General features: G+C 63.6%; 18 protein-coding genes. 8 read left to right on the forward strand and 10 right to left on the reverse strand.

Features of this window, described 5'->3' with window-relative positions:
• Nucleotides 1-16: 16 nt before the first annotated feature.
• The 4 genes from AC1DRE_RS18195 to AC1DRE_RS18210 form a co-directional block, all read right to left on the reverse strand.
• Nucleotides 17-1,162, reverse strand: a complete 1,146-nt coding sequence (locus AC1DRE_RS18195; RefSeq protein WP_476985921.1) for a substrate-binding domain-containing protein — start codon at nt 1,160-1,162, stop codon at nt 17-19.
• Nucleotides 1,163-1,254: 92 nt separating this feature from the next.
• Nucleotides 1,255-2,358 carry an ABC transporter permease gene (locus tag AC1DRE_RS18200; RefSeq protein WP_476985922.1) on the reverse strand — a complete coding sequence of 368 codons (1,104 nt, stop codon included), beginning with the start codon at nt 2,356-2,358 and terminating at the stop codon, nt 1,255-1,257.
• A gap of 7 nt (nt 2,359-2,365) precedes the next feature.
• Nucleotides 2,366-3,871 (reverse strand): sugar ABC transporter ATP-binding protein, encoded by a 1,506-nt coding sequence (locus AC1DRE_RS18205; RefSeq protein WP_476985923.1) that lies wholly within the window; start codon nt 3,869-3,871, stop codon nt 2,366-2,368.
• A 186-nt stretch (nt 3,872-4,057) separates the two neighbouring features.
• Nucleotides 4,058-4,846 carry an IclR family transcriptional regulator gene (locus tag AC1DRE_RS18210; protein ID WP_476985924.1) on the reverse strand — a complete coding sequence of 263 codons (789 nt, stop codon included), beginning with the start codon at nt 4,844-4,846 and terminating at the stop codon, nt 4,058-4,060.
• A gap of 179 nt (nt 4,847-5,025) precedes the next feature.
• Here AC1DRE_RS18210 and AC1DRE_RS18215 point away from each other — a divergent pair, with 179 nt between their 5' ends.
• From AC1DRE_RS18215 to AC1DRE_RS18230, 4 genes are all read left to right on the forward strand, one after another.
• On the forward strand, nt 5,026-5,994 hold the full coding sequence (locus AC1DRE_RS18215; RefSeq protein WP_476985925.1) for a cyclase family protein: 969 nt from the start codon (nt 5,026-5,028) through the stop codon (nt 5,992-5,994).
• Nucleotides 5,995-7,020 carry an NAD(P)-dependent oxidoreductase gene (locus AC1DRE_RS18220; RefSeq protein ID WP_476985926.1) on the forward strand — a complete coding sequence of 342 codons (1,026 nt, stop codon included), beginning with the start codon at nt 5,995-5,997 and terminating at the stop codon, nt 7,018-7,020.
• A 29-nt stretch (nt 7,021-7,049) separates the two neighbouring features.
• Complete coding sequence (locus AC1DRE_RS18225; protein WP_476985927.1) at nt 7,050-7,259, forward strand: hypothetical protein; 210 nt, start codon at nt 7,050-7,052, stop codon at nt 7,257-7,259.
• Nucleotides 7,260-7,667: 408 nt separating this feature from the next.
• Complete coding sequence (locus AC1DRE_RS18230) at nt 7,668-8,360, forward strand: fumarylacetoacetate hydrolase family protein (RefSeq protein WP_476985928.1); 693 nt, start codon at nt 7,668-7,670, stop codon at nt 8,358-8,360.
• Between the two features lie 53 nt (nt 8,361-8,413).
• Here the strand turns inward: AC1DRE_RS18230 and AC1DRE_RS18235 are convergent, their stop codons facing one another.
• The 3 genes from AC1DRE_RS18235 to AC1DRE_RS18245 all read right to left on the reverse strand — a co-directional run bounded on the left by AC1DRE_RS18235 (nt 8,414) and on the right by AC1DRE_RS18245 (nt 12,657).
• Nucleotides 8,414-9,835, reverse strand: coding sequence for an MFS transporter (locus tag AC1DRE_RS18235; RefSeq protein WP_476985929.1), 1,422 nt, complete (start codon nt 9,833-9,835; stop codon nt 8,414-8,416).
• A gap of 252 nt (nt 9,836-10,087) precedes the next feature.
• Nucleotides 10,088-11,404, reverse strand: coding sequence for an SLC13 family permease (locus AC1DRE_RS18240; RefSeq protein WP_476985930.1), 1,317 nt, complete (start codon nt 11,402-11,404; stop codon nt 10,088-10,090).
• 77 nt (nt 11,405-11,481) lie between these two features.
• Nucleotides 11,482-12,657 carry a CaiB/BaiF CoA transferase family protein gene (locus AC1DRE_RS18245; RefSeq protein ID WP_476985931.1) on the reverse strand — a complete coding sequence of 392 codons (1,176 nt, stop codon included), beginning with the start codon at nt 12,655-12,657 and terminating at the stop codon, nt 11,482-11,484.
• An 81-nt stretch (nt 12,658-12,738) separates the two neighbouring features.
• Here AC1DRE_RS18245 and AC1DRE_RS18250 point away from each other — a divergent pair, with 81 nt between their 5' ends.
• From AC1DRE_RS18250 to AC1DRE_RS18265, 4 genes are all read left to right on the forward strand, one after another.
• Nucleotides 12,739-13,626 carry a LysR family transcriptional regulator gene (locus tag AC1DRE_RS18250; protein WP_476985932.1) on the forward strand — a complete coding sequence of 296 codons (888 nt, stop codon included), beginning with the start codon at nt 12,739-12,741 and terminating at the stop codon, nt 13,624-13,626.
• 83 nt (nt 13,627-13,709) lie between these two features.
• Nucleotides 13,710-14,273: a MaoC family dehydratase gene (locus AC1DRE_RS18255; protein WP_476985933.1), complete on the forward strand. Its 564-nt coding sequence runs from the start codon at nt 13,710-13,712 to the stop codon at nt 14,271-14,273.
• Nucleotides 14,274-15,137: an HpcH/HpaI aldolase/citrate lyase family protein gene (locus tag AC1DRE_RS18260; RefSeq protein WP_476985934.1), complete on the forward strand. Its 864-nt coding sequence runs from the start codon at nt 14,274-14,276 to the stop codon at nt 15,135-15,137. It abuts the gene before it with no gap.
• Between the two features lie 91 nt (nt 15,138-15,228).
• Nucleotides 15,229-16,671 (forward strand): MFS transporter, encoded by a 1,443-nt coding sequence (locus tag AC1DRE_RS18265; protein ID WP_476985935.1) that lies wholly within the window; start codon nt 15,229-15,231, stop codon nt 16,669-16,671.
• 51 nt (nt 16,672-16,722) lie between these two features.
• Here the strand turns inward: AC1DRE_RS18265 and AC1DRE_RS18270 are convergent, their stop codons facing one another.
• The 3 genes from AC1DRE_RS18270 to AC1DRE_RS18280 all read right to left on the reverse strand — a co-directional run bounded on the left by AC1DRE_RS18270 (nt 16,723) and on the right by AC1DRE_RS18280 (nt 17,996).
• On the reverse strand, nt 16,723-17,049 hold the full coding sequence (locus AC1DRE_RS18270; protein WP_476985936.1) for a hypothetical protein: 327 nt from the start codon (nt 17,047-17,049) through the stop codon (nt 16,723-16,725).
• Nucleotides 17,050-17,247: 198 nt separating this feature from the next.
• On the reverse strand, nt 17,248-17,511 hold the full coding sequence (locus tag AC1DRE_RS18275) for a GlsB/YeaQ/YmgE family stress response membrane protein (protein ID WP_214957452.1): 264 nt from the start codon (nt 17,509-17,511) through the stop codon (nt 17,248-17,250).
• Nucleotides 17,512-17,696: 185 nt separating this feature from the next.
• Nucleotides 17,697-17,996: a MerR family transcriptional regulator gene (locus AC1DRE_RS18280; protein ID WP_476985937.1), complete on the reverse strand. Its 300-nt coding sequence runs from the start codon at nt 17,994-17,996 to the stop codon at nt 17,697-17,699.
• Nucleotides 17,997-18,076: the final 80 nt, after the last annotated feature.

Below are 18,076 nucleotides of genomic sequence, written 5' to 3' on the forward strand. Positions count from 1 at the left end.
GGATCTTGCGGCCGGACTATTTGCCCCAGATTTTGCGGTACGCGTCCTGGTAGCCTTCCGGGTCCCAGGCTTCGGTGGCTGTCGTGTTTTCCTTGGTGGAGACGTGGACCTGCGGGATGTAGCCGCTGGCGGGCTGGTTGTTGAAGGCCCGGTTGAGCTCGTCCACGAGTTGCCATCCTTCCGATTTCAGCGGCGAAGGGACTGTAGCGGTCTGGTATTCGCCGGCCTTGATCCGCTGCAGTGCGGAGGAATCGCCGTCGCCGGCACCCACATTGAACGGAGCCCCGCCCGCTTTCACACCGCCTGCACGCAATGCTGCAGTCGCGTTTTCGTAGTAGACGTCGTTGATGGCCACGGAGTAGGTCCAGGCTTCGTTGTGCTTGCTGAGCAGCGAGGACACTTCCTGCGGCATTCTTGCGCTGACGTCGGACAGGGGAACGTTGTCGTAATCAAGGACCTTGACGCCGGAGCAGGTTTCCAGTTCCTTTTTGATCATCTGCGATTTGCCTTCGGCAAAAGGGATGGAGGAGTCGGTGAAGATGACGACGCCGGCCTTGCCGTTGGATTTGGCGATGACGAAGTCGGCGCTGATTTTCGCAACGTCCTCGACCTTGGTGGTGATGTTGGTGAACAGCAGCGGATCGGTGCTGGGACCGGGCGTGGAGAGCGCCTGCCACGCTACCAGCGGGATCTTGGCCGAGTTGGCCTCGGCAACCTGGGCGGCTGTGGTCTTGGGGTCGAAGCCGCCGATGACAATGCCGTCCGGTTTCGTGGTCAGCGCCTGGCTGAAGGCACTTTGGATGCCGGCGGGAGTTCCCAGGCCGTCGATGACTTTGACATTCCAGCCTATGGACGCCGCTGCCTCCTGAAGTCCCTTGGCCACTCCGGCGACACCGGGATTGGTCATGGACTGGGCCACGTAGACGAGGGTTTTCCCCGCTGCCGCCTTGGGTCCTGAGGCGGGCCCATCCCACGGACTGTCCGTTTTGGATGCGGCGTCAATGGCCTTTTGTGCGGTGGCGACGACGTCGGCGCAGCCGCTGTCCCCGCCAGCGGTTGCGCCGGCGGCGGCTGATTCAGCGGAACCGCTGGTGCAGGCCGTCAGTCCAAGCGCCATGATGGCGCCGGCAGCGAGCAGCAGTCTTGGGGCGGAGTTGTTCATCGTGAAGCCTTTCGGTCATGGAAAATTGCCTGATGTGGTGCCTGATGTGGGGGTCTAATCCTGGGTAGGGTGCACCCGGGGATGCTCCGGTGCTAGACGGAGGTGGTGGCCGGGGCGGCCGGTAGCCCCGCGCCCGTGGAAGGCCTTCCAGGAGTTGGAGGGCCGGTGTCGCCTGCGGCGGGGAGGTTGGGCGGCGCGGCCACCGCACCGGCACGCAGTTTGCGCCGGGCGGAGTAGCCGGCAAGACCGACGGCGATCAGCAGGGTAACGCCGTTGAAGAGCGGGGTGACCCAGAACTGGGCGCCCAACTGGGAGATGCCGGCCAGGCCGATGGCCAGAGTAATGACTGCAACCAGAGTTCCGATCACGTTCGCGCGTCCGGGCTTGATGGCTGTAGCCCCCAGGAGCGCCCCCACGAAGGCCGGCAGCAGGTAGTCCATGCCGACGCTGGGGTTTCCGATCTGCTGCTGGGAGGCAAGGAGCACTCCTGCGACCCCGGTGACCACTGCGGAGCAGGCGAAGGCGTAAATGGAGTACCTCTTGGTGGGGATGCCGATCAGCGCTGCGGCGCGGGGGTTTGAACCCAGCACGTAGAAGTAGCGTCCCAGCGGGAGCCGCTCGAACAGGACCCATAGGATTACGGCCACGACCAGGAGGTACACGGCAACGATCGGCACCCCGGCGATCTTGGAGTCGTAGAGGTCCTTGAAGGACACGGGCAGCCCGCCGTCTCCCGGTACCACGCGGGCACCGTTCGTGATGGCTCCTGTGATCGCGTACAGCACGGTTCCGGTGCCCAGCGTTGCTACGAAGGAGTCGATCTGGCCGAATTCGACCAGCAGGCCGTTGATCACGCCCACCAGGGCCATGACGGCGATGGCCACGAGAGCAGCGACGCCCCACGGCATATTCCCGTCGACGATGAGCTTGAGGACAATCACGTGGGAGAGTCCGAGCCCGTAGCCGATGGACAGATCAAATTTTCCGGTGGCAATAGGGATCATTGCCCCCAGCGCCAGCAGGGCCGGGATGGCCTGGTTGCTGAGAATGGCGTTGAAGTTGCGGCCGGAGAGGAATGTTTGCGGAAGGATCAGGGCGAATACCGCGAACAGCACCACCAGGATCACGACGAGTCCGTAGGGTCCTAGGAGGTGTGCGGCGCCGCCCCGCTGGCGGTTGGTCTTCATCTGGTTCATGTGAGGATTACTCCGTAGTGAGAGCAGCACCGGAGGCGGCCGCCGTAAGGTTTGCAATGGACAGGTCAGCGCCGGACAACTCTGCGGTGACGGTTCCCTGGACAAAAACGAGTGCCCGGTGGCAGACGTTCGCGACTTCCTCGAAATCGGTTGAGATCATCAGGACGCCGAGGCCGTCGGCGAGGGACTCTTCGAGCAGCGTGTAGATGTCCGCCTTGGCGCCAACGTCGACCCCGGCAGTGGGCTCCTCGAGGATGATGAGCTTCCGGCGCGTGCTGAGCCAGCGGCCGATCATGATTTTCTGCTGGTTGCCGCCGGAGAGGGTGGCGATGGCCACCTCGGTGAGCGCCGGTCTGACCCCGTACCGCTCCACGAGTTCCCCGGCAAGCTTTCGTTCGGCCCGCGGGCTTGTCCAGGCAAAGGGGTTCCTGGTGCGGATGCCGGGATTCGGCAGGAAGTTTTCCCGGAGTGTCAGCTCCGGGGCGCAGCCCTCTTCCATTCTGTTACTGGTGACGAAGCCGACGCCTGAGTCGACAGCTTCCGACGGAGTCCGGGGGTTGTAGTTCGTCGAATCGAGCAGGACGCTGCCTGAGGTGATCCTGCGCGCTCCGGCCAGAGCCCTCCCGAGTTCCATATGCCCCGCTCCCGTGAGCCCGACCATCCCAACAACTTCGCCCGCATGGACACAGAACGAGACGGCCCTTGTCTGGGAAGTGGTCAGCTCATGGACTTCCAGCCGTTGCACGTCCTTCCGGACGCTGCTGCCGGAGCTGTAGCTGACGGGTTTGTGGCCCACGATGTCCACCACCAGCTCGCGCGGGGATTTTAGGGCGATGGGACCGCTGTGGATGAGCCGGCCGTCCCTCAATACCGTCACGGTGTCCGAGATGGCGAAGACTTCATCGAGGCGGTGGCTCACGTACAGCAGGCCATGCCCTTGGCTGCGCAGCTTTTCCAGCACGTCGAACAGCCTGCGGGAATCCGCTGCGGGAAGACTCGCCGTCGGCTCGTCGAGGACGATGACCGAAGCGTTTGAGGCCAGTGCCCGGGCGATGGCCACCAGCGACTTGTCCGCCCTGGTCAATTCCGAGACGTACCGGTCGGGTTCGAGGTGGGAGGCCACCGTCTGAAGCGCCTGGGCGGCATCATCGCGGACCTGGCGCCAGGAGATGAATCCGCCGGATCGGCCAAAGCCTGTGCTCAGCGCAATGTTCTCCGCGATGGTCATGGAGTCCACCAGGCCGAGGTCCTGGTGGATGAACGCCATGTTCGCGCTGGCTTCGGCCGATCCCAGCGGGTGCCCGCCGACTGTGATGCGGCCGCTGGTGGGCGTGTGCAGTCCGGACAGGATCTTGATCAGTGTGGACTTGCCGGCCCCGTTTTGGCCGAGCAAGGCATGGATGCTGCCTGATTCCAGCGTGAGGTTGACGTCCTGTAGCGCCGCGTTGACACCAAAGCGCTTGGATAATTCTTCGATCTGAATCAGCGGCATCGCGGGAGGGTTGAGTCCCATGTTCGCTCCTTGCAGCCCCAGTGCTGCCTAAATTCTGGGTGGTCACCAATGACCTGCGTGACCAATATCTTGTACTACGAACAACATGTTGGTCAATAGCAAGTCGCGTGCCAGGACTCTGCCCGCGGCATCCGGCGTCTTAAAACAAACAGGGCCACCCTTATGGGTGGCCCTGTTTGTTGGAGGTTAGAGGGAATGCGCACTCAGCGGATTGGCGAGGGCGCGGGCGATTTGCTGCAGTTCCTCCACGATTTCCTCATGGTTCAACTCATCGGCACGCGCCTTAAGCAACGTGGCACTGATGGCAAACTGGGCGGGTTCGCCCGGGATGTCCACCACGGGAACCGCGAAGCACACCACTCCAATGTTGGTCTCTTCGTCATCCATGAAATAACCGCGGTGACGGGACTTCTGGAGGTCGGACATGAGCTCGGAGATGCTGGTCAGCGAGCGCGGCGTGAAGGGCACAAAGGCCTTGCCGCGGTACCGGTCCTCCACGACGGCGTCGGGCAATGTGGAGAGGACGGCCTTGCCGGTAGCTGTGACGTGGGCCGGGAAGCGGTCCCCGATGTTGGCGGTGAGCCGAATGGGGTTGGTTCCCTCATAGCGTGCCAGGTAGAGCACATCGGTTCCATCCAGCAGGGCCAGTCGGGCCGCTTCGCGGGAAATCAGGCGGGAGTGGCGGCACAAGGCGTAGAACTCGGAGAGCTGGTCGGCTGAGCGGAGGTAATCGCCGGCAAGCGACAGGATCCGCCGCCCCAGTATCAGCCGGCCATCGGAACGGCGGAGCATGCCCTCGCCCTCCAGCGCCGCGCAGATGTTGGCCGTGGAAGATTTGGCCAGCTCCATCGACTTCGCAATTTCGGGCACGCTGATGCCGGCCTGGCCAGCGGCTGCGACCAGGTCGAGAATGGCCATTGCCCTAGTGATGGCCGGAACGGAGCTCTGAGAGCCCGAGAGTGCTTCTGTCGTCATTTCTTTCTTCCCCTTATCCAAGATATTGACTTTCGACCAGTATATTGGCTTATCATTACCGAGTCACCCCTCCTCGTTCCCGCTCAGGACCGGTGGCTTCTCATGTCCGCCCGGTCCTCCGCCGCGAAGTTGCCGGCCCCGGATTCCAGGGCGGTCCCCAAAATTTCAAGGAGTAAACCGTGTGCGCGGAAGACATCAGGGCAAGCTCACTCTATCCAGCCCCAACCGATCCAGGCTTCACTGTCCCGCAGGACCGCTTCGAGGAGATGTTCGAACAAGTCAAAACCTGGGGCCGGTATGGCAACCCCTCCGCCGGAGCCTGGCAGGCCGTGACCCCCGCAACGGTGGTGGATGCGGCCTCCCTCGTCAGCAGCGGACGCGTGGTGCAGACTGCGCTGCCATGGAACACCGTAAGCGGACCGTCCAACACCAACCCCGCCCTGCACTACATGACGGACCTTGGGGTCCGCGAAGCCCCGGAACCATCCTGTAACAAGGACTTCATCGGCGTCGACTACCACGGAAAAGCCGTCAGCCACCTGGATGCCCTTAGCCATATTGCCTACAAGGGACTCCTGTATGAGGGACAGACCTCAAAAGACGTTGTGACTGCAACCGGCGCCGACTTCGGGTCCGTCAGCGCACTCGGCTCACTGGTGGCCCCTGCCGTACTGCTCGACTTCACGATCCTCTTCGACGTGCCGTGGCTCGAGCCGGGAACAGCCATCCATGCCGAGGACATCCTGGCCGCGGAAGAGCGTCTCGGCTTGGACATCAGGCAGGGCGACGCCGTTCTGGTCCGCACCGGCCACTTCCGCCGCGCCCGCGAACTCGGGATCTGGGACTCTTCGAACCTGAGCGCCGGGCTGCACGTTGACTGCATGCCGCTGCTGGCAGAGCGTGGAATCGTCCTTCTGGGTGGCGACGGCGATTCCGATGCTCGCCCCTCCCCCACCCCCGGCATCCACTCGCCCATCCACATACTGGCGATCACGGCGATGGGCTTGCCCCTGCTTGACAACCTGGACCTCGAAGATCTCGGCGCTGCGTGCGCCGAAGAGAACCGCTACCGGTTCATGTTCGTCGTCGCTCCCCTCAACATTCCGCGCGGCACTGGTTCGCCCGTAAACCCTTTGGCGGTCTTCTAAATGACATTCACAGTGGGGATCTCCCCCGATTTCCTGGACTCCGACGGTAACAACGTGTGGGGCGACATCGGACTTGGTGGACTCGACGACGCGGGCCTGAAGTGGGAGTACATGGAGGAGGACGGGGCCGGGGTCCTTAGTCCCGCGCAAATGGAACGCTACGACGCCATCCTCTACGCCGCCCCCGCCGTCACGGCAGCGTCCTTTGCAGGGGTGGAAAATCCGCCGCTCATTCTGGCCCGGTTCGGTGTCGGGTTCGACGCGGTGGACCTCAGGGCATGCACCCGTGCGGGAACGGTAGCCACCATCACTCCCGACGGCGCCCGCGGCCCGGTCGCCACAGCCACCCTGTCCATGCTCCTGTCCGTACTGCATAACACCGTGATGAAGGACCGCCTGGTCCGTGAAAAGTCCTGGGACCTCCGCGAACGATTCATGGGCACCGGCCTGACCGGCAAGACCGTTGGCCTGCTCGGCGTTGGAAACACCGGGGGCGAGCTGATCCGCCTGCTGCAGCCCTTCGGCGTCCGGTGTGTGGGCTACGATCCCTTCTGTCCGCCCGAGCGCGCCAGCGAACTGGGTGTGGAACTGATGGAGTTGGAAGATGTTGCGTCCAGTTGCGACGCCCTCATTGTGATGGCAGTGCTGACCGAGCAGACCCACCACATCGTCAACGCCGCAATCCTGGACCGGATGAAATCCACTGCAGTGGTCATCAACATGGCACGCGGCCCGATCATCAATGAACCGGATCTTATTTCGGCCCTGGCCAACGGAAGCATCGCGGCAGCCGGACTGGACGTGTTTGAAACGGAACCCGTGACCAACGGGCTTGTCGGTATGGACAACGTAACGCTGTCCCCGCACTGTCTCTCCTGGACCGATGAAATGTCCCTCGGCAACGGCAGCAGCTGCGTGCGCGCCATCGTAGCCGTGGCCAACGGCCGCACCCCCGACTTCGTGATCAACCGGGAAGTGCTCGAAACGGCTGCATTCAATGACCGGCTCAGCCTCAGAGCCGGCTAAGTCCCCTCCCCAAGCAGAAAGCGACTCTGATGACTGAGACAGCCTTTGAAAAAACGGAAGTTATTGTTCGAGAAGCCCGCGAGTTGGCCCACGCCCTGGAGGCCGGGATTCGCAGCCTCCAGGAGAAGGCACTCGCGCATGGGACCGCGGGAATTCTCGTTACGAAGCTCGCGCCCGGGCGGTTCACCCTCGAATTGAGCCACGACGTTCCCTTCGGCTACACGTACGAGAAATCCTGACTACCGGCTCACGGCCACGTTCATATGGTGTCGCCGCGTGGCTGCGGAGGGGCACCGACTTTGTGAAGGAATCCAGACAGTGAAACGCGCCATGAGTGAAATTGACGGCAGGGATTGGGATGCCTCGGAATTCGCAGCGAGGGAGGAAGCCTGGCGGAGTCCCCGCCGCCAGCGCCTCAGTTGTTTGGGTTGCGGGGAGCCTGCATTCTTCCGGGCGGAATCCACCCACCGCCGCCCCAGCTTCGGAGCGAGGCATAGCCGCAACTGCGACTTCGTAGCCCAGTCCCCCTGGAGCGTTTTCAAGTTTCTCCAATAGCACGTACGGCCGCCGCACCAGATGCACAACCACCACCAAGGAGCGCAATGCGCATTGCAAGACTACAGACTGCCGCAGGCCCACAATATGCCGTGGAACGAAACGGTAGCTGGGATCACATTATCGACCCGTTCGTGGAACCACTCACCTGCACCGGGGACACAACCCCTGACGCCGAAGCGGTTTTCCTTGCTCCCGTCCGGCCCGCGGTGGTGCTCGGCATTGCCCACAACCGCACGCTCAACAGTCATCCCCTGCCGATCCAGGCGTGGCACAAGTCTGTCCACACGGTGGCCGCCCCGGGGGATCAGGTATCGGCGGCCCGCGGGCGCGGTACCGTCAACGTCGAAGGTGAGCTCGCCGTCGTCATCGGAAAAAGTGCGAGGGAACTGACAGCCGGGAACGCGCTGGAGCACGTCCTCGGCTTTACCTGCGTTAACGACGTCACCAACGTGGACCAGGGTGCCGTGGACGAGCGGAATTTCCAAGGCAAGGCCGGCACCAACTACACGCCTCTGGGTCCATGGATTGAAACGGAGATCCCGGACCCCGACCTCGTGGGGATCGACGTGTTCGTCAACGGCGTGGTCAGGGCGAAATCAGGTTCCTTCAACCTGCCCTCCTCCGTGTCGGAGTGCCTTGTCTACGTCACGTCCTGGTTGACGCTTGAACCGGGGGACGTCGTGATGACAGGGGCTCCCGGGACAGCAGTTGCCGTACAGCCCGGTGATTGTGTGGACGTTGTCCTCGGCGGCATCGGAACCCTCACGAACGCGATTGTCTAGTGGTGCCATCAGGGAGCGCTCCACATGGCGGGGATGGACACCAGGGCTGCAGACTAGGCCAATTGTCCGGTCCCGCGATCCCGTCGGCGGGGGCTGGTCGCCGTCGGCCTGAGGCTGACCTGCTCGTCGGTGTCCCGTGAGGCGTCCTCGATCAGGGTCAGGTCGCGGCCGCGTGTTTCCGGCACCAGAAACGTTGTGATGAAGGTGATAACGGACAGCGCAAACACATAGGTGGCAACCGGCCACCAGGCTCCGCTGCTTATGCTGATCAACCACGCACCGGCCACCGGGGCGAGTCCGCCCGCGAGCACCGCGCTGAACTCCCGCGCCGTGGCCACACCAATGTAGCGGTGGCGGTTGCCGAAAAGTTCGGGCAACAGGGCGCACTGCGAACCCAGCATCGTATTCACCCCGAAGCCGATGGCAACGGCGATCACGAGGATAATGACGATGGGGTTCCCCAGGGAGAGCAGCCACCAGCCGGGGTAAGCCAGCACCAGCAGAACGCCGGCTCCGAACCGGTAGACAGGGATCCGCCCGAAGCGGTCCGACAACGCTCCGGCCCACGGGACTGAGATCATGCCCACGAGTGATCCGACCGCGACGGCCAGCGGACCGATCCAGGCGCCGACGCCAACAGTAGTGACAACAAAGCTGACGGCCAGCGTATTGAAGAGGTAGGAACCGCCGTTCTCGGCCAGGCGGAGGCCGATGCCGCGGAGCACGTTTGGGAGCGACCGGCTGAAGACCTCGCGCAGCGGACTCTGGGCAATCTGGTCCTGCTCTTCGAGCACGATGAAGGTAGGACTCTCCCGCAGGCGGAGCCTGATGAAGAGGGCGATCGCGATCAGCAGGATCGAGGCCAGGAACGGAATCCGCCAGATCCCGGACAGCAGCACTTCGCTCGGCAGCGTGCCCAGGTAGATGAATACGCCGGCGGCCAGCAGCGTACCGGCCTGGATGCCAATAAACGGCAAGGCGGCAAAGAAGCCCCGGCGCCGGACGGGCGCGTATTCCGCCATCAGCACTGTTGCACCGGCCTGCTCGGCTCCCGCACCGAAGCCTTGGAGCAGGCGCATGAGGACCAGCAACGCCGGAGCCAGAATGCCCGCCTGGTCATACGTCGGCAGCGCGCCGACCAGCGTGGAGGCGCCGCCCATCAGCAGGATGGTGGCCACCAGAACCCATTTCCGGCCAAGCCGGTCGCCAACAGTGCCGAAGAAAAGGCCGCCCAGTGGCCGCGCCGCAAAGGCCACACCGAACGTGGCGAAGCTGGCCACGGTGCCGGTGGCGGGGTCAAGGTTGGAAAAGAAGACCTTGCTGAAGATCAGGGCTGACGCCAGCCCGTAAAGAGCAAAGTCGTAGTACTCCAGGGCGCTGCCCACGCTCGAGGCGAGGGTGGCCCGACGAAGGTTGGCTGCGTACTCGGGATCGGTGGAACCCCTGCCGACGTGTGGTCCGGCGCCGGAACTCATAATGACTGCCTCCGTTGTACGGCCCCGGGGCGGCGGCTGTGCAGTGAAGCCACCGTTGGCTCGGGGCGTCGGCCCCCCCACGCGGGCGTTGCCCGCTAGCGGCAATCTAACACCGTACCGAACCAAGTCAATAGCCTGAACGTATGCAGGGCGTTGGACCTTCCAGCCCCATGGCGGCCCGTCCCGGCCACCGCACTACAGCCGGACGACGGCGGGACCTCCCGCCGTCGTCCGTGCTGTTGCCGTTGCCAGTCACCAGGGTATTAGTACGAACAGTGCCCAGCTTGACAGCGGTGCCACCAGGATCAGGGCGAAACCCCACATGAGCAGTGCCTTGTACGTGCTGGCGCGCTGGTCCTCAGGGACGTTGGCGACCAGCAGCGCGCCGTTCGTGGAGAAGGGGCTGGCGTCAACCACGGAGGCTGAAACGGACAGGGCGGCCAGCAAAGCTGTCGCACTGATTTGGCCGCTCTGAAGAAACGGGATGGACAGCGGCACCAGCGCACCGAGAATACCGGTCGTGGAAGCGAAGGCCGAGACGACTCCCCCGATGACGCAGATGAGAAGGGCCGCAAGAAGAGGTGCGCCGATGGTCACGATGGAATCGCCCAGGGACTGAACCACGCCAAGGCGTTCCAAGACAGCTATATATGTGACGATGCCGCAGACCAGTAGCACCACGGACCACGCGATATGCGTGGAAGCCTGCTTCGCGGTCCTGGGGAAGAGTAATGCGAGGGCCACCGCAACGGTGAGCGCCGTGAGGCCAGCATCGGCTCCGAACACCGAGACCGCCACCACCATGGTGACGAGTCCAGCGATGGTAACCAACTGCTCGCTCGTGAGCGTAGGGACCAAGGTCCGCTGCTGTGTGGCCACTTGCACACCGCCGGCACCGGCGACTCCGCGGTCGGGGCCCACCGGACCGGCTGCCCCGTTGCCGGCTCCTTCGGTGCCGGCTTCGGCTGGGTGGATTCCGCGGCGCCGGAAGATAAACACGGTGGCCCCGGCAACAAGAGTGTTGAAGCCAAACGTCGCCAGGAAGAGGAACGTAGGGTCAATCACCAGGCCGTTGTGATTTGCTGTGGTGACGACGATTCCGCCAAGGATCCCTACGGGGGAGAAACTGCCGGCGGCCGCGCCGTTGACGGCCATCAGCCCGTTCATCAGCGGACTCGTACGGTATTTGAGTGCAAAGGCTATGCCAATGGGTGCGACTATCGCGACGGCGGCCGGTGACGCCGCCCCGATTGCCGCCAGCATGGCAGCGGACGCGAAAAGCACCCACGGGATGACTTCCTTTCGGCCGCGGACGGCGCGGACGGCTGCCGTCACCAGCCACACCACCGTGCCGTTGGTGCTGGCAAGGCCGAAGAGGTACGTGACGCCGACCAGGATGATGAGCAGGCTGACGGGAAATCCGCCCAGCAGGTCCTTGGTCGGTTCCCCGCTGATGGCAACACTGAGGATGAAGGCCACAACGAGGGCGATGGCTCCCATGTTCACCGGCCTGAGCGATCCGAGTAGGAAGATCACTACGAGGCCGGCTAAAGCGAGAATGAGTAGCATGGTGGTTCCTTCCGGCGCCTGCATCATTGCAGGGCCTTGGTTTTCGACGCCCGCATCATTGCGGGGCGGCTATGTGGTCAGGCTTCGCTGAGCCAGGAAAGAATTGAGTCGGTGTGCTGGCCCAGGGCGGGCACGGCCCCCATCTGCACTTGCCTGCCCGCAACGGTCACCGGCGGGATTAGCGCTTGAATGGACCCGGCGGGAGTGGAAACCGCCCGCCACCGGCCGCGTTCCTTCAGTTGCGGATGCTCGGCGAACTGGGCCACGCTGCGTTGTTGGGCGCACGCTATCTGGGCTTCCTCCAGCCGCTGCATGAGCTGGGCTTCGCTCAACTCGGAGAACGCCTCCGTGATGAGCCCGTCCAGTTCCCGCCGGTGGGCAACCCTGTTGGCATTGCCGGCGAACCGCGGATCGCGGGCCGTCTCAGGCTGTCGCAGAACTATGGAACAGAACTTTTCCCATTCCCGCTCGTTCTGTAGGCCAAGATTTACTGTGAATCCGTCGCCTGCCTGGAACGGCCCGTACGGGGCAATCGTGGAATGGCTTGCGCCGCTGCGCGCTGGCGCGGTTCCGCCATACATGGTGTACAGCAACGGATAGCCCATCCATTCCCCGAGGGCTTCCAACATCGAGACCTCAATATTGGACCCCTCCCCCGTCTGCTGGCGATGCAACAAGGCGGTCAGAAGTCCCGTGTAGGCGTACATTCCTGTGGCGATGTCCGCAATGGACAACCCGACCTTGGATGGCACGTCCGGCGTGCCCGTGATGGAGACCAAGCCGCTTTCGCACTGGATCAGCAGATCGTAGGCCTTCTTTTGCTCGTATGACCCGCCTGACCCATAGCCGGAGATGTCGCAGGTGATCAGGTCCGGGCGGGTCGCCTTGAGCTGCTGCGCGCCGATCCCCAGGCGGTCTGCGGCGCCGGGGGCCAGGTTCTGGACCAGGATGTCAGCTTTGGCAATCAGCTCCAGCAATACGCGGCGGCCGTCATCGCTCTTGGCGTCCAGTTCGATGGACTCCTTGCCCCGGTTGAGCCAGACAAAATGGCTCGCGAGTCCGTTCACTGTGGTGTCGTAGCCGCGGGCGAGGTCGCCGACGCCAGGCCGTTCCACTTTGATGACCCGTGCCCCGAGGTCCGCCAGCTGACGGGTTGCGAACGGTGCGGCCACAGCCTGCTCGAGCGAGACGACGACGATGCCGTCCAGCGGTCCACGGGAGATTGCCTTCGGGCTGGTTGCTTGTTTGTCCATGCCATCAGTCTTGTGCCGGCCATCACAGCCGTCCAATGATGGTTGGTAGTGCAATCGATACGTCGCGTGCATAATGGCTGGATGGATCTACGGGAATTGGAATGGTTTGTGGCGCTCGCGGAATCGGAGCATGTGACCGAGACATCCGAGGCACTGAGCATTTCCCAACCGACCCTTTCCCGGGCAGTCGGCAGGCTTGAAAAGCATTTCGGAGTACAGCTCTTCGAACGCTCCGGTAACCGGATCAGGCTCAACCGGTATGGAGAAGTACTGCGTGCCCACGCGCTCCGGTCGCTCGGCGAAATCAGTACCGCCGAGCAGCGGATTTCATCCATGATCGACCCGGGCAAGGGCATCATCTCGCTCGCGTTCGTCACATCGTATGGTTCGTGGCTGGTGCCGCAGCTCATCCAGGAATACCGGAGGGATGCCCCGGAGGCCCGGTTCATCCTGGAGGGAGCGGCGGCTGGCCACGCGCTGGAAATGTTGCGGAACCAGGCGGTGGACGTGGCGATTATCAGCCCGGAGCCGCGTGACGACGCCGTTGATTGGCATCCCATTGCCCAGGAACCGCTGCGCCTTGTGGTCCCGGACGGACACAGGTTTGCGGGGCGCAAAGCGATTGACCTTGGCGAAGCCGCTTCCGAATCCTTCTTGGCGCTCCGTCCGGAGTTCGGTTTGCGTCAGATTTCTGACGCACTCTGCACAGCCTCCGGCTTTGTTCCCAGCATCAGCGTGGAGGCCACGGAAATACCCACACTGTGGGGCTTGGTCCGGGCCGGCATGGGCGTCAGCATCCTGCCGGCATCCATCCGCGGCCCCTTATCCAAAGGCACCCAACAGGTGCCTCTCACCGATGACGGCGCCGTCCGCGTGGCGGGCGCCGCAGTTATGGCGAACCGTCGGCAGCCACCTCCCGTAGCTCTCTTCATCGACTTCCTCCGGGCGCATCCCGTACTCAGGCCGTGACGATTCAGTATGCACTGCATGCATCAACATGAGACGAAAAGGCTATTGGTCAGAAGCGGGGAGCCGCGGTCAGACTGGGTGGCATGACTACCTCAGCAACTACTCCGCACACCGTTGAAAAGAATTACGTCGCCGGCTGGACGGGCAGGTATTTTGAAGACTTTTGTGTCGGCGATACCTACCGGCATCCCCTGGGCCGCACCATCACCAGGACTGACAACATCTGGACTACTCTTCTGACGCAGAACTCATCACCCATCCATTTTGACGCCCATTACGCCGCGCAGACCGAGTTCAAGCAGCCGCTTGTTGACTCGACGTTTACGTTGGCGCTTGTCACAGGCCAGTCTGTTGTTGACCTGTCGCAGCATGTATTCGCCAACCTCGGATGGGACAGCGTCAGGCTCCCGCACCCCGTTTTTGAGGGCGACACAATCTATTCCGAGTCCGAGGTGCTCTCCACCCGGGAGTCCGCATCGCGCCCGGACATCGGAATCGTGAAAGTCCGCACCCTCGGCTTCAATCAGGAGTCCCGGATTGTGATTGTTTTCGAACGCACCATGATGATCTACAAACGTGGCCACGGACCGGACTTCACCGGAGTGCAGCCGGCCTGGGATGAACAGTCGCTGAAGGCCCTCAAGTAGATGGATATCCGGCTCGCGTCCACCTTCCTTTTCGTTCCGGGGTCACGTCCGGACCGATTTGCCAAGGCTGTGGCTTCCGGCGCGGATGCCGTGATCATCGATCTGGAGGACGCCGTGGCACCAGAGGAGAAGCACAACGCGCGGTCTGCTGCTGCTGAGTTTGTGGACGCCACCCCGGCCGTGGTCCGGATCAACAGCCTCGACTCCCCCTGGCTGGAACCTGATCTGGCGGCCTTGACGGGTCGGCGCTACCTCAAAGGGGTGGTGGTCCCCAAGGGGTCTTCGCCGGAGGAACTTACGGCGGTGGCCCAGGTGTTGGGTCCGGTGCCGCTCGTGGCGCTGGTGGAGTCGGCCGCAGGAGTACTGCGCGCCGCCGAGCTGGCACGCGTACCTGGTGTTGTCCGGCTGGCCTTCGGAAATCTCGACTTTGCGGCAGATACCGGAATTTCCACCTCCCAGCCGGATGAGCCGGAGCTGCTGTACGCATGTTCCCTGCTGGTCATCGCCTCCAGGGCAGCAGGATTGGCGGGTCCCGTTGCCGGTGTCACGCAGAGCGTCACCGATCCCGCTGCTGTGGCACGTGATGCCGAAAGGCAGCGGCGGCTGGGCTTCACCGGAAAGTTGCTGATTCACCCCGGGCAGGTGGCCGGCGCAAGGCGGGCATTCCAAGCACTTGAGCAGGACGTGGAGTGGGCGAACCGGGTCCTGGCGGCAGTCAGGTCCTCGCGCGACGCCGTCGTGCTGGTCAATGGTGAGATGGTGGACAAACCGGTGATTCTGCGTGCCGAGCGAATCCTTGCCGCGGCAGGCGCACCCTCCGGTGCTACGTTCCCTTCGATGCGTGGATCCCACGGGACCTTTTGAGGATGACCCCAACTGTTCGACTCCTTTGTGACTGGTTCCCTACCGGGCGGCACCATGTCCGCGCCCGTCAGTTGTCAGTAAACTGGGACGCATGACAGAGCAGGAACCGGCCCCGCCCGGGGCCGCTGCGGACGCGGCTGTCACCTCAGCGCAGGTTGAGGACGGCGAGGCCCCTCGCGCGGCGGATCCCGGCGGCGTCGACACCTCCTTACGCACTTCGGCACAGCGGTCCCGCACGTTTGCCGGGATCCTGGTGAACACCGCCCTGGCCAACATCACCACCAGCTACCTGTGGTTCGCCCTGACGTTCTGGGTCTACCTGGAAACGCGGAACGTGATCGCCACCGGAGTGATCGGCGGCGCGTACATGCTGTTGATCGCCCTTTCCAGCATCAGCTTCGGCACCTTCGTGGACCGCTACCGCAAGCTGGCGGTGATGCGCTTCGCCGCCGGCTTCACCCTGGTGATGTTCGTGCTGTCCGGAGTCATGTTCCTGCTGACACCCTTCGCCTCGATGCTGGACCTGACACAGCCGTGGTTCTGGATCTTCGCCGTGATCATCCTGGTCGGTGCGGTGGTGGAAAATATGCGGAACATCGCCCTGTCCACCACGGTCACCATCCTCATCGAGCCGGACCGGCGGGTAAATGCCAACGGGCTGGTGGGCATGGTGCAGGGACTGATGTTGATCGTCACCTCGGTGCTGTCAGGGTTGTCGGTCGGGCTGCTGGGCATGGGCTGGACGGTCGTCGTCGCCCTGGTGCTCACGGCGCTGGCCTTCGCGCACCTGCTCACCTTGCGCATGCCCGAGGAGGTGCGCGCGGCGGCGACGGACGCACACGGCGGCTTCGACCTGCGCGGTTCGCTCGCCGCCGTGTTGGCCATTGGCGGACTGTTCGCGCTGATCCTGTTCTCCACGTTCAACAATTTCATCGGTGGCGTCTATATGGCGTTGATGGACCCGTATGGCCTGGAGATGTTCCCCGTGGAGTTGTGGGGCACCTTCTTCGCTGTTGCTTCCACCGGGTTCCTCGTGGGCGGTGCGTTGATCGGCAAGTTCGGACTCGGGTCCAACCCACTGCGCACCATGCTCATCGCGGTGATCGTCATGGGCGTCCTCGGTGCGGTTTTCACGCTGCGGGAGTTGGCATGGCTGTACATCGCCGGCATCTGGCTGTACCTGGTCCTGGTCCCCTTCGTCGAGGCAGCCGAGCAGACGGTCATCCAGCAGGTGGTGCCCCTGCCGCGGCAGGGCCGGGTGTTCGGATTCGCCATGGCGTTCGAGTCCGCGGCAGCGCCGATCACCGCGTTCCTCATTGCGCCGATCGCCCAGGTCTGGATCATCCCGTACGCGCGGTCCGCGGAGGGAGCCGCCCAGCTGGCCCCGCTGCTGGGCCAAGGCACCTCCCGCGGCATCGCCCTGGTGTTCCTCATCGCCGGGATCATAATGATCGCGGCAGCGCTGCTGGCCTTCCTGACCCCGGTCTACCGCCGGGTCTCGGCGTCGTACAAGCGGGCGGCAGAGTACGAGTAAGAAACCTCAGCGGGACCGCCCTCGCCGCGGCCGGCGCGGATGACGCCGTCGTCAGGCTGCCAGCACCAGACCCTCACCGCGGACTCCGGCTCCTTGGGGGGCGAGGATGCTGAACTGGTAATCGGACTGGAGCGGATCCACGTGAGCGGGCAAGTGGTGAGAGCGCGAACAGTCGCGAAGCCGTTCCAGGGCGTCCGGTTCTACAAGGGCACCGGTCACATCGATCTCGATGCGTAGGCCGGCTGTGATCGAGTTGGCGCGTTTCATCACCGCATACAGGCCGCGAACGTTCTCCATCGTCACGTGGCCCTCGGCGGCAACTTGTGCCTGGGCGCAGTCAAGGTCCACTCGGACCATCACTCTGAGCTTGTCTATCACGTGCTTCTTCCTACAGGGTGGGCCGCGACGCTGCGGCCCTCGACAACACTAAGCCCCGAATGTGACCTATGCAACATTTGATGCGGCTTATCAATCTGCCCGCGAAGAGCTGCCGGGCTCGCGGTCGTTCTGTACGGCTTCGTCACTACGAGGGGAAGCCGTCGATGCGATCGCGAAGCCCGGCCGCGTTGCCGGGGGTCAGGCCCGGCTCCTGCGCGTGACGGCGCCGAAGATCCCCAGCACGATCACGGCGCCGAGAATGGACAGCAGCCAGGTCCGGAGGTCGAAGAAGTCACCGAGGCCCCCGCCGAAGATCAGGGAACCAATCCAGCCGCCGAGGATCGCTCCGACGACGCCCAGAACCAGCGTGACTACCCAGCCCCCGCCTTGCCTGCCGGGAAGTACAGCTTTGGCGATGGCTCCCGCAATCAGGCCGAGCAGGAGAAATCCGAGAATTCCCATGACGCACTTCCTTCCGGTTGGAACATCAGCGTCGTAATGGCGCTATGTGCATGATTTAATCAGCACGCTTAGCATCTGGCAAGGGCCCGCTTATGAAGACCAACCCTGAGGTGACCCAAAGCGAACGCGTTGGTTGGCAGCGGGCAGCCACTGACCGGGCAGGGGTGATCGCGGCCCGCCCGGGGTCAGCTCTTGCGCCGTGCCTTGGCTGCGGCGAGTTCGCGTTCCAGGTGCCGGTTGGCGGATTCCAGTTCGAGGACTGCCCGGACGCCGGCAAGGTTTAGCCCCTCCTGGAGGAGCGTGCTGATCCGGCGCAGCGTCACCAGGTCCTGTTCACTGTACAGGCGGGTCCCGCCAACGGTCCGCCCCGGTTCCAGCAGCCCTTTGCGCTCGTAGAGGCGCAGGTTCTGCTGCCCCATCCCCACCAGTTCAGCCGCCACGGAGATGGCATAAACTCCCGTGACCCTGCTGCTGTCCTGCGCCATCGGCCCCTCCTTGAAACCCAAAATACCCTCTTGCAACAGTCTCACACGGGTGCTATAAAAAATCTATCTCAGCCATGACA

The organism is Arthrobacter sp. P4_H3, from assembly GCF_056400885.1.

Bases quoted from the DNA above. Each gene is read 5' to 3' on its own strand.
- AC1DRE_RS18195 (WP_476985921.1), bottom strand. From the start codon at position 1,162: ATGAACAACTCCGCCCCAAGACTGCTGCTCGCTGCCGGCGCCATCATG.
- AC1DRE_RS18200 (WP_476985922.1), bottom strand. From the start codon at position 2,358: ATGAACCAGATGAAGACCAACCGCCAGCGGGGCGGCGCCGCACACCTC.
- AC1DRE_RS18205 (WP_476985923.1), bottom strand. From the start codon at position 3,871: ATGGGACTCAACCCTCCCGCGATGCCGCTGATTCAGATCGAAGAATTA.
- AC1DRE_RS18210 (WP_476985924.1), bottom strand. From the start codon at position 4,846: ATGACGACAGAAGCACTCTCGGGCTCTCAGAGCTCCGTTCCGGCCATC.
- AC1DRE_RS18220 (WP_476985926.1), top strand. From the start codon at position 5,995: ATGACATTCACAGTGGGGATCTCCCCCGATTTCCTGGACTCCGACGGT.
- AC1DRE_RS18225 (WP_476985927.1), top strand. From the start codon at position 7,050: ATGACTGAGACAGCCTTTGAAAAAACGGAAGTTATTGTTCGAGAAGCC.
- AC1DRE_RS18235 (WP_476985929.1), bottom strand. From the start codon at position 9,835: ATGAGTTCCGGCGCCGGACCACACGTCGGCAGGGGTTCCACCGATCCC.
- AC1DRE_RS18240 (WP_476985930.1), bottom strand. From the start codon at position 11,404: ATGCTACTCATTCTCGCTTTAGCCGGCCTCGTAGTGATCTTCCTACTC.
- AC1DRE_RS18245 (WP_476985931.1), bottom strand. From the start codon at position 12,657: ATGGACAAACAAGCAACCAGCCCGAAGGCAATCTCCCGTGGACCGCTG.
- AC1DRE_RS18250 (WP_476985932.1), top strand. From the start codon at position 12,739: ATGGATCTACGGGAATTGGAATGGTTTGTGGCGCTCGCGGAATCGGAG.
- AC1DRE_RS18255 (WP_476985933.1), top strand. From the start codon at position 13,710: ATGACTACCTCAGCAACTACTCCGCACACCGTTGAAAAGAATTACGTC.
- AC1DRE_RS18260 (WP_476985934.1), top strand. From the start codon at position 14,274: ATGGATATCCGGCTCGCGTCCACCTTCCTTTTCGTTCCGGGGTCACGT.
- AC1DRE_RS18265 (WP_476985935.1), top strand. From the start codon at position 15,229: ATGACAGAGCAGGAACCGGCCCCGCCCGGGGCCGCTGCGGACGCGGCT.
- AC1DRE_RS18275 (WP_214957452.1), bottom strand. From the start codon at position 17,511: ATGGGAATTCTCGGATTTCTCCTGCTCGGCCTGATTGCGGGAGCCATC.
- AC1DRE_RS18280 (WP_476985937.1), bottom strand. From the start codon at position 17,996: ATGGCGCAGGACAGCAGCAGGGTCACGGGAGTTTATGCCATCTCCGTG.